Origin of the sequence: Rhodoferax sp. (assembly GCF_023700745.1) — a bacterium.
Classification (GTDB): Bacteria; Pseudomonadota; Gammaproteobacteria; order Burkholderiales; family Burkholderiaceae_C; genus Rhodoferax.
The window spans coordinates 26,335-34,802 of the sequence record NZ_JAMPYG010000024.1 but is presented as its reverse complement, the minus strand read 5'-3'; the positions used below and the strand labels follow the sequence as shown (position 1 = coordinate 34,802).

The window sequence follows — 8,468 nt, the reverse complement described above, 5'->3', positions numbered from 1 at the left end:
GGCGATGTTTTTCATCTGCTCCAGCGTCATGAGGTGGCGCTTGGGGTGCATGCCGTCACGCAGGGTCATGTCGTGCAGGGTGATGGTTTGGGTGTGGGGTGTCATGGTGTTCTCCTTGGGGTTCAGGCCTGCGTGGCTTTGAGCGTGAGTCGGCCAGCGATGATTTCTTCGGCAAACATCTCGGCCGTGCGGGCTGCTGCGGCGGTCATGATGTCGAGGTTGCCGGCGTATTTGGGCAGGTAGTCGCCCAGGCCTTCGACTTCCAGGAAGACCGAGACGCGCTTGCCGTCAAAGACCGGGCCGTTGACCAGTTTGTAGCCGGGCACGTACTTTTGTACTTCCTTGATCATGGCGTGGATGGATGCGGTAATGGCAGCTTGGTCGGGCTCAGCTTCAGTCAGGCAGTGCACGGTATCGCGCATGATGAGCGGGGGCTCGGCCGGGTTCAGGATGATGATGGCTTTACCCTTTTTGGCGCCACCGACTTTTTCCACCGCGCTGGCGGTGGTGCGGGTGAATTCGTCGATGTTCTTGCGGGTGCCGGGGCCGGCGGATTTACTGGCCACGGTGGCGACGATTTCGCCGTAGGCCACGGGCTGTACGCGGCTGATGGCGGCCACCATCGGGATGGTGGCCTGGCCTCCGCAGGTGACCATGTTGACGTTCATTTCGCCTTTGCCGACGTGTTCGATCAGGTTGACCGGGGGCACGCAGAAGGGGCCGATGGCCGCCGGGGTGAGGTCGATCATCAAGGCGCCCTGGGCGTTGACTTTGCGGCTGTTGTCGGCGTGCACGTAAGCGCTGGTGGCATCGAAGACGATTTGCACCGCGTCGGCTTTCATGTGCGGCACCAGGCCGTCAACGCCGTCAGAGGTGGTTTTGATGCCCATTTCGCGGGCACGCTTCAAGCCGTCGGATTCGGGGTCGATGCCGACCATCCAGACCGGCTCCAATACCGGGCTGCGTTGCAGTTTGGCCAGCAGGTCGGTGCCAATGTTGCCAGGGCCGATCAGGGCGCATTTGATTTTTTTCATAAAGAGTCCGTGAGTTGAAATTTAAATAAGAGAGCGAATCACACCACCCTCGACATGCAAGGCGGCCCCATTGGTGGCTGCAGAACGCGGGCTACAGACATAGGCCACCATGGCGGCCACTTCAGCCGGCGCAATGAAGCGCTGCAGCAGCGAGGTGGGACGGGCGAATTTGAAAAAGTCGTGCTCAGCCTCTTGCAGGCTCTGACCTGCGTCGTGCGCCAGCGTGGCCAAAAATTCACCCACGCCCTCGGTTTTGGTGGGGCCTGGCAGCACGCTGTTGACCGTGACACCGGTGCCACGGCAGGTCTCTGCCAAACCGCGAGACACCGACAGTTGCGCCGACTTGCTCATGCCGTAATGCACCATTTCGGCCGGTGGGCAAATGCCCGACTCGCTGGAAATGAACACAATGCGACCCCAGTTACGCGCCTTCATGCGTGACAGGTGATGGCGCGACAAGCGCACACCGCTCATCACGTTGACCTCGAAAAAGCGCGTCCAGTCGTCATCGCCAATCTGTTCGAAGACCTTGGGCTCAAAAACTCCGAGGTTGTTGACCAGAATATCGAGCTCACCGGCCTCCGCCAACAGTTGCTGGCAGCCTGTGACGGTCGACAAATCGGCGGCCACGCCAGCGACTACGGCCGTTGGCAATTCAACCTGGAGACGTGCTACAGCACTATCGAGCCGGGCTGGGTCGCGGCCGTTGAGGATGACATGCGCACCTTCGGCTGCCAACTCACGCGCGGTTGCCCAGCCAATGCCGGACGTTGAGCCGGTGACCAGTGCACGCTTGCCATTGAGTAATAAATCCATCCAGATTCCTTGTCAGGTTGTGTTGCGCGCAGGCGCAAACAAAAAAGGTTTCAGCCAGGTGGTCAGGCGCGGCGCCACCACCCAGGTCATGAGCACCACCACCAGTACCGTGATAACCATCACGCGCGGCAGCAGCGGCCAATCCGACAACAGCGGTGCCACGGTCAGGAACAAAAAATACACCGTGGGAAAAATGCCCAGCCAGGTGACGATGGCCACCTTCCAGCGCGGTGGCGGCTGATGTGTCCCACCAGTTGACGGGGTAAACCAGTGGCCCAGCCCACTGACTTCACGCAGCCTGGTGCTGCCCAGGGTGTGCGGCGCAATTGCAGCCAGCCGCGCGGTGCGCTCGGGTGAGGCTTGCCAGGCTTGCAGGTGTTCGGGTGTATCAAAGACAAACACCGTGTGGTACAAGTTGCTTTCCTCCTCGTCGGCTTGCGCATCCGGGCGCACCAGCTGGCCACCCAGGTAACCTGGAAACGGCCGCGCAGCGGTGGTCATGGCCTCGGAAGCCTGCTCGAAAGCAGACGCATGACCCGGCTTGACACGGCGCGACACCAGCACGGTGACGGCGCTGACGGGGTGAGAAATGGCTGTTGCCATGGCAACTGCGGCACTTCAGGAAAAGCGCACCGAGCAACTGCCCAGCCCGCCAATCGACACGCGGAAGTTGTCGCCTGCCTTGGCCGGTGACATGGCCGCCAGAGCGCCCGACAGGATCACTTCTCCGGCCTTGATGCCAATGCCCAGGCGGCCCAGGGTGTTGACCAGCCAGGTGACCGCATTCACCGGCGAGCCCAGAGCGGCCGCGCCGGCGCCGGTGCCGATGATCTCGCCATTCTTTTCCAGCACCATGCCGCAGGTGGACAGGTCGATGCGGCGCGGGTCGACCGCGCGGTCACCCAGCACAAAGACACCGCAGCTGGCGTTGTCAGCCACGGTGTCCTGGATCTTGATCTTCCAGTCCCGGATGCGCGAATCAACAATCTCGAAGCAGGGCATCACACATTCGGTGGCCGCCAGCACGTCAGCATTGCTGATGCCCGGGCCCATCAGGTCTTTTTTCAGGATAAAGGCGATCTCGCCCTCGGCCTTGGGCTGGATCAGGGTGGCGATGTCGATCGTCTGGCCTTCGTTGTAGATCATGCCGTCGAGCAGGTAACCAAAGTCGGGTTGGTACACGCCCAGCATGTTCATCACGGCGGCCGAGGTGACGCCAATTTTTTTGCCGACCACGCGCTCGCCCGCTTGCAGCCGCTTGGACAGCATGCGCTGCTGGATGTGGTAGGCGTTCTCGATGGTGATGTCGGGGTGGCGGGTGGTGAGCGGGTCGACCACCGTTTGGCTCGTCATGGCTTGGTAGAGCTCGTCGCCCAGGGTTTCAATCAGTTTGGTGTCCATAAATTTGGGGTCCGGTTGGTTATCTGAAAAGAGTTGACAGTGAGCGCCGCCTTATGCCTGCAGCGCGTCCGCTTCGGCCAGGAAATTGCCGACCAGCTGTGAAAAACGGGCCGCGTGCTCAATCTGGGTCCAATGGCCGCAGCGACCAAACACGTGCAGCTGTGAGCGGTTAATCCATTGCGCCAGAGTTAGCGAATTCGACAGCGGGATCACCCTGTCTTCACGGCCGTGCACCAGCAGGGTTTCATGCGGCAAGGCGCGGATGTCTTCCTCGCGGCTGGCCAAGGACTCCACACCGTTTTGCCGTGGCGCCGGGAACATCGATTGAAAGGCTTCCTGAAAGCCGGGCTGGACGCTGGCCTTGTAACGCAGTTCAGCCAGTTCATCGCTCATCAGCGAGCGGTCAAAGGCGAACACGTCGAGCAGCTTGCGCATGTTGGCAATCGACGGCTGGTAGCCCCAGACCGCATCCAGACCGGGCGTGATCGGGAAGGACACACCGGCGGCGCCCATCAGCACCAGGCGGCGCACCCGCTTGGGGTGGGCAATGGCCAGCGCCAGGGCCAGGCCACCACCAAACGAATTGCCGACCAGGTCGGCCTGTTCAATGCCCAGGGCATCCAGCAGGCCCACGGCTTGCGCCACCCAGGTGGCCATGTTGTACTGGATGCCGGCCGGGCGCTCGCTGTAGCCAAAGCCCACCATGTCGGGTGCAATGACCCGGCGCTGCTGGGCCAGTACCGGAATGCTCAAGCGCCAGTTGGCCCAAGCGCTGACGCCCGGACCCGAGCCGTGGATCATCAACAGCGGAAAGCCGGTGCCGACGTCGTGGTAGTTGGTGCGAATGCCATTGGCAACAATGGATTTGCCGATTTCAGGATTTTGAGTCATGGTTTCTTTCAGTACTTGACCATCACATTGCGCAGCTCGGTGTAGAACTCCAGCGAGTGCACGCCGCCTTCACGCCCGATGCCCGACTGCTTGGCGCCGCCAAACGGGGTGCGCAGGTCACGCAGGAACCAACTGTTGATCCAGCACAGGCCGACCTCGATCCGGGTCGCCAGGCGGCTGGCACGGCTGATGTCTTGCGTGTAGATGGAGGTCGCCAGGCCGTACTTCGTGTCGTTGGCCATGCGCACCGCTTCTTCTTCGGTGTCAAAGGGCTGGATGTGGCAGCACGGGCCAAAGATTTCTTCACGCACCACGCTGGCGGTCTCGGGCAGACCGGTCCAGATGGTGGGTTGCACCCAGCAGCCGTCTTTGAGGTCGTCGGGCATGTCGGGCACACCACCGCCAAAGACGATGGTGGCGCCTTCTTCCTTGGCACGGGCGTAGTAGGACAGGACTTTTTGCTGGTGGATTTTGCTGACCAGCGGACCGATCTTGGTATCAACGTCAAATGGTCGGCCCGGTTTCATCTTCTCGGCCTGTTCTTTCAGCGCGGCGACGAATTTGTCGAAGATCGGACGCTCCACATAGACCCGCTCGGTGCCCAGGCAGACCTGGCCGGCGTTCTCAAAGCAGGAACGGGTGACCGTGGCGATGGTGTTGTCGAAGTCGCAGTCGGCAAAGACCACGGCGGCGTTCTTGCCACCGAGTTCAAGCGAGACCGGGCGGATGCCGTCGGCGCCGGCTTTCATGATGGCGGTGCCGGTTTTGGTTTCACCGGTGAAGGTGATGCCGTTGACGCCCTGGTGGGCGGTGAGCAAGGCGCCAGCGGAGTTGACGCCAAAGCCGTTGACGACGTTGTAGACGCCCGGGGGCACGCCGACGGTGTTCATGACTTCGCCCAGCAGGGTGGCGGTGCTGGGGGTGGCTTCCGAGGGTTTGACGACCACGGTGTTGCCGCAGGCCAGCGCCGGGCCGGCCTTCCAGGTCATCAGCAAGAGTGGCAGGTTCCAGGGGCAGATGATGGCGATGACGCCGCGTGGAGTGCGCACGCCATAAGAGCGGGCGGTTTTGCCGTCGGGGGTGCGCATCTCGAAGGATTCGGTCGAGACGTTTTTGATGGTGTCGGTGAAGATTTTGAAGTTGGCTGCACCGCGCGGGATGTCGATGTGCGAGGCCAGGTGGGCGGGTTTGCCGGTGTCGGCGATTTCGGCTTGCAGGAAGTCGTCGAAGCGGCGGTTGATTTCGGCGACCACGCCGTCGAGCATGGCGCAGCGGTCGACCACCGAGAGTTTGCCCCAGGGGCCGTGCAGGGCGGCACGGGCAGCGGCAACAGCCGCATCGACTTCGGGCTGGCCGGCTTCATGGACCCTGCCGATCAGGCTGTTGTCCACCGGGTTGCGTTTCTCGTAGGTCTTGCCGCTGGCGTTGCCGACGTACGCGCCGTTGATGAAGTTCTTGATGTCTTTCATGATGATCTCTTCCAAAAGTGGCGCGTTGGCAAATGCCATGCGCCGTTAACGTGAAATAACTTTCATGGCCCAGGGGGTTGCCGCCGAGGGCCAGGAAAGTTAGCTACTCAAACCGATGGCGGCCAGCCCCGCTTGCGCGCAAGCCTCATCTTGTTCCTCGGAGCCACCCGAGACGCCGATGCCGCCAAGGCGCTGACCCGCCTCGACGATCGGCAAGCCACCGCCAAATCCGACAAACCGGGGCCTGCGCACGATGCCGTCGCGCACCGCCGCAGAATGCTGCTGCAGCGCCGCATGCCACTGGCTGGTCGGCAAACCAAAGCTGGCCGCGGTGTAGGCCTTGTCGATGGCGATGTCGATCGAATGCAAAAAGGCGCCCGGCATGCGCAAGAACCCCGCCAGGTTGCCGCCAGCGTCAACCACGGCAACGTTGATCCGAATACCCAGCAAGGCCGCATGCGCCACGGCTGCACGCACCGCCTCGCTGGCTGCCATCGCATCAATCACCCGTTGGGCCACGCTGTTCGCGGCCAGACCAGCTTCAGGATGTGTCATGGCGGTGTGACTCAAAATGCCTTGACGAAAGTAAAACGCAAGGTCGAGCCTTTGGCCTGAGGGACGGAACCGCCCTTGGCTGAATACTCGTCGTAATAAGCGGCTTTCAGCATGACACCCGCCTCTTTCATGAGCGGATAGACCACCTCGACACCGATGGCATGGCGCTCGGATTTGTCAGCGGTTGCGCCCGTGCCCGAGTCGTTGCTGGTTTGCCATTGGTCATAACCCACCAGACCGAGCTGCACCGGACCGACTGACTTGCCAAAGCCCCATTCCATCGTGAGCTGGTTACCGGGCTTGAAGTTATTGCTCTGGGTGGAATTCATCTCGTAGCGAAACAGGGCAGAGCCGGTCCAGGTTTTGGCCGGGTCAAAGTAATAGGTGGCACCACCGGTCAGCATGGCTGACTTGTAACCATTGCCAGGTTTTGAGGGCGTGTCGCTGCTGGCGTTGTCAAACCACAAGCCAGCCGCAGCGACTGCGTCCCAGTTGCCGCCATGCCAGCCCAGTACCAGCGGCCCCAGGTAGATGTCACCGACACCAGAGCTGGAGTCAGAAATACCTGGCGCGTTGAAATTAAGCGACTTGCGCAACACCGGCACAATGGCTTCCATACCGTAGTCTGCGCCCAATACTTTGGTATTGGTGATGTACACAAAGCGGTTGGCCAATGCGCTCACGGTCCCGGTGTTGCTCAGTGGCACGGTGTTGCTGCTGCCCGGAGCGCGCAATTCGTCGATGCTGTAATTCACCAGGTAGCCCAGGTAATACATACCGGGTGGCGGCACACTGGCAGCCTGGATACCTTCGACGCCGGGCACGTAATGACCACCTGCGGATGCGCCAACACTGGCCAGCGCGGTGAGCGCGGCAAAAACAATTTTTTTCATGGTTTGGGATGTTCTGAATATTTGGGGGCTGAACGAGACGTCCCGCCGCACCCACACTTGGGAAACGACGGGAACGATCCATGCGGTCGATCAGGTGTACACCTCGGTGAATGACGGCACCAACGCACCCGTGTGGTAAAAAATACCACTACCCAGGTGGGATTCGTCCCAGGTGGTGACCGGACGATCGCGCTGGGCCAGGTAGCCCAGACCGGCAAATGTTTCGTTGCGGTTGCCACTTGGGTCGAAGAAATAGATGGTCTCACCGCGGGTGATGCCATGGCGCGTGGGTGCCACGTCGATGCGGGTCTTGGTCTTGGCCATCACGTCGGCCGACTTCAGGATGTCGTGCCAGGAGTCGAGGAAGAAGGCAATGTGGTGCAATCCCATGCGCGGACCCGCAACAAACGCGATGTCATGCGGTGTGGTGGTGCGCGCCAGCCAAGTGGCGGCCTGCATGTCGCCATTCGGTCCTACCAAGACTTGCTCGGTGAGGAAAAAGTCCAGCGCGTCAACCATGAATTTGGTGTTTTCTGCCACTTTGTTCACACCCGCCTCCGGGTTCAGTTCGCACATCAACAGGCAGTGGTCCAGCCAATGGGCACCCGCGCCCTTGATGTTGTCTGGCCAGGGGTCCGGGTTGTCGGTGCCCACCTCGGTGCCCACGTACTCCTTCATCGCATACAGACGCATTTCGTGGCCGCTGGGCAAATTGAATTGCAGGAGGCGCCCGGTGGACGGCAGCGTGCCTTCTTCAAGGACGGTGGTGGCGATACCGTAGGCTTCCACTTTCTTTTGCAAGTCGTCCAGGTCGCTGTCTTTTTCAACCTTGTAGGCCACGTGATTCAGGCCAGCCTGATCGGACGGCGTCAGGATCAGCGAGTACTTGTCCCATTCATCCCAGCACTTGAGGTACACATTGCCGTGTTTATCCTCCATCGTCTTTTTCATGCCCAGCACGTTTTCATAGTGCTTCAGAGCAGCCGCCATGTCCATCACCCGCAGGCTGGCATGACCGAGGCGCAATATACCCATTGATATCTCCTTGTAGTTAAAAATCAGGTGTTTGCCGTGCAGGCAATACCATTACGGAACGGCTTCTCGAATTTGCCTGTCACCTCCAGCCGGACGGCGGTGACGGGTGCCACACGGCAAGCCAGGGTGAAGCCAGCGGACTCCTCCTCGGCGGTGACGTGTGCGCGACTGACCGGGCCGAGGGAGCGGTATTGGCCCTCGATGATATGGACCTTGCAGACTCCGCACCCCCCGTTGACGCAGCCCACCGGGATACCCTTGCGACCCAGGCGCAACATGCCTTGCAACAAACTCTCGTCACTGGCACAAGGGAAATCCTCGCCGGTTTGCACAACATGCACGGTGACTTTGGGACGGGTGTCAATCAACATAGA

General features: G+C 61.0%; 10 protein-coding genes and 1 pseudogene. All 11 read right to left on the bottom strand.

The features are described 5' to 3' along the window. A pseudogene (locus tag NDJ10_RS14480) lies at window positions 1-105 on the bottom strand (4-hydroxy-2-oxovalerate aldolase); the annotation flags it as partial. 17 nt (window positions 106-122) lie between these two features. After that, window positions 123-1,034 (bottom strand): acetaldehyde dehydrogenase (acetylating), encoded by a 912-nt coding sequence (locus tag NDJ10_RS14475; protein WP_296163552.1) that lies wholly within the window; start codon window positions 1,032-1,034, stop codon window positions 123-125. A gap of 21 nt (window positions 1,035-1,055) precedes the next feature. Next, window positions 1,056-1,850 (bottom strand): SDR family oxidoreductase, encoded by a 795-nt coding sequence (locus NDJ10_RS14470; protein ID WP_296163550.1) that lies wholly within the window; start codon window positions 1,848-1,850, stop codon window positions 1,056-1,058. Window positions 1,851-1,862: 12 nt separating this feature from the next. Continuing rightward, window positions 1,863-2,453 (bottom strand): antibiotic biosynthesis monooxygenase, encoded by a 591-nt coding sequence (locus NDJ10_RS14465; protein ID WP_296163548.1) that lies wholly within the window; start codon window positions 2,451-2,453, stop codon window positions 1,863-1,865. A gap of 15 nt (window positions 2,454-2,468) precedes the next feature. Then, window positions 2,469-3,251, bottom strand: coding sequence for a 2-oxopent-4-enoate hydratase (dmpE, locus tag NDJ10_RS14460; RefSeq protein WP_296163545.1), 783 nt, complete (start codon window positions 3,249-3,251; stop codon window positions 2,469-2,471). Window positions 3,252-3,302: 51 nt separating this feature from the next. Continuing rightward, window positions 3,303-4,142 (bottom strand): alpha/beta fold hydrolase, encoded by an 840-nt coding sequence (locus tag NDJ10_RS14455; protein WP_296163544.1) that lies wholly within the window; start codon window positions 4,140-4,142, stop codon window positions 3,303-3,305. Window positions 4,143-4,150: 8 nt separating this feature from the next. Further along, window positions 4,151-5,611, bottom strand: coding sequence for a 2-hydroxymuconic semialdehyde dehydrogenase (locus NDJ10_RS14450; RefSeq protein WP_296163542.1), 1,461 nt, complete (start codon window positions 5,609-5,611; stop codon window positions 4,151-4,153). Window positions 5,612-5,710: 99 nt separating this feature from the next. Next, window positions 5,711-6,166 carry a heme-binding protein gene (locus NDJ10_RS14445; RefSeq protein ID WP_296163541.1) on the bottom strand — a complete coding sequence of 152 codons (456 nt, stop codon included), beginning with the start codon at window positions 6,164-6,166 and terminating at the stop codon, window positions 5,711-5,713. A gap of 11 nt (window positions 6,167-6,177) precedes the next feature. Beyond that, window positions 6,178-7,059, bottom strand: coding sequence for a transporter (locus NDJ10_RS14440; protein WP_296163539.1), 882 nt, complete (start codon window positions 7,057-7,059; stop codon window positions 6,178-6,180). A gap of 90 nt (window positions 7,060-7,149) precedes the next feature. Continuing rightward, the gene (locus tag NDJ10_RS14435; protein WP_296163537.1) at window positions 7,150-8,094 is read right to left on the bottom strand and encodes a catechol 2,3-dioxygenase; all 945 of its coding nucleotides are present in this window, start codon (window positions 8,092-8,094) and stop codon (window positions 7,150-7,152) included. 23 nt (window positions 8,095-8,117) lie between these two features. Continuing rightward, the gene (locus NDJ10_RS14430; RefSeq protein ID WP_296163534.1) at window positions 8,118-8,465 is read right to left on the bottom strand and encodes a 2Fe-2S iron-sulfur cluster binding domain-containing protein; all 348 of its coding nucleotides are present in this window, start codon (window positions 8,463-8,465) and stop codon (window positions 8,118-8,120) included. Window positions 8,466-8,468 lie beyond the last annotated feature (3 nt).

What these genes read in the sequence shown, in the direction of transcription:
- NDJ10_RS14475 (WP_296163552.1), bottom strand. Translation starts at nt 1,034, where the DNA reads ATGAAAAAAATCAAATGCGCCCTGATCGGCCCTGGCAACATTGGCACC.
- NDJ10_RS14470 (WP_296163550.1), bottom strand. Translation starts at nt 1,850, where the DNA reads ATGGATTTATTACTCAATGGCAAGCGTGCACTGGTCACCGGCTCAACG.
- NDJ10_RS14465 (WP_296163548.1), bottom strand. Translation starts at nt 2,453, where the DNA reads ATGGCAACAGCCATTTCTCACCCCGTCAGCGCCGTCACCGTGCTGGTG.
- dmpE (WP_296163545.1), bottom strand. Translation starts at nt 3,251, where the DNA reads ATGGACACCAAACTGATTGAAACCCTGGGCGACGAGCTCTACCAAGCC.
- NDJ10_RS14455 (WP_296163544.1), bottom strand. Translation starts at nt 4,142, where the DNA reads ATGACTCAAAATCCTGAAATCGGCAAATCCATTGTTGCCAATGGCATT.
- NDJ10_RS14450 (WP_296163542.1), bottom strand. Translation starts at nt 5,611, where the DNA reads ATGAAAGACATCAAGAACTTCATCAACGGCGCGTACGTCGGCAACGCC.
- NDJ10_RS14445 (WP_296163541.1), bottom strand. Translation starts at nt 6,166, where the DNA reads ATGACACATCCTGAAGCTGGTCTGGCCGCGAACAGCGTGGCCCAACGG.
- NDJ10_RS14440 (WP_296163539.1), bottom strand. Translation starts at nt 7,059, where the DNA reads ATGAAAAAAATTGTTTTTGCCGCGCTCACCGCGCTGGCCAGTGTTGGC.
- NDJ10_RS14435 (WP_296163537.1), bottom strand. Translation starts at nt 8,094, where the DNA reads ATGGGTATATTGCGCCTCGGTCATGCCAGCCTGCGGGTGATGGACATG.
- NDJ10_RS14430 (WP_296163534.1), bottom strand. Translation starts at nt 8,465, where the DNA reads ATGTTGATTGACACCCGTCCCAAAGTCACCGTGCATGTTGTGCAAACC.